At 45.2% G+C, this 261-nt stretch carries 1 protein-coding gene; it reads left to right on the top strand.

Going from position 1 to position 261, the window contains the following annotated elements; all coding sequences use genetic code 11:
- Positions 1-50: 50 nt before the first annotated feature.
- Positions 51-261: hypothetical protein (locus AB4585_RS26360; RefSeq protein ID WP_372171709.1), on the top strand; the 211-nt coding region annotated here is incomplete at its 3' end.

The raw sequence follows: 261 nt of genomic DNA, 5'->3' as shown, positions 1-261 counted from the left end.
ACTTTGAGATTCAATTGCTCATCGATGTTTGGTCGAAAAGTTTGTTGTTGATGTTAGCGACCATAATGACCGGTATGGTGATGAAAGAGCCTGGTGTGGGTGAAGTCCCTGTGACTTACTTGTTTGGTCTGTCGTTGTTTCTGGCGACACCTTTCTTTGCGGTAGCTTGGGGTTTGTATCGAAATTTTGTTTTGCCGACTGATGGGGATATGGAAGTTACGATGGGCTCGCTCTCTCTGGGCGTTTTTGTGTGTCTAATGA

The sequence above is a fragment of the Vibrio sp. 10N.222.49.C9 genome (genome assembly GCF_041474985.1).
In the GTDB taxonomy this organism is placed as follows: Bacteria; Pseudomonadota; Gammaproteobacteria; order Enterobacterales; family Vibrionaceae; genus Vibrio; species Vibrio crassostreae_C.
The sequence above is the reverse complement of the archived record's forward strand: the minus strand, read 5'-3'. Positions and strand labels throughout refer to the sequence as shown.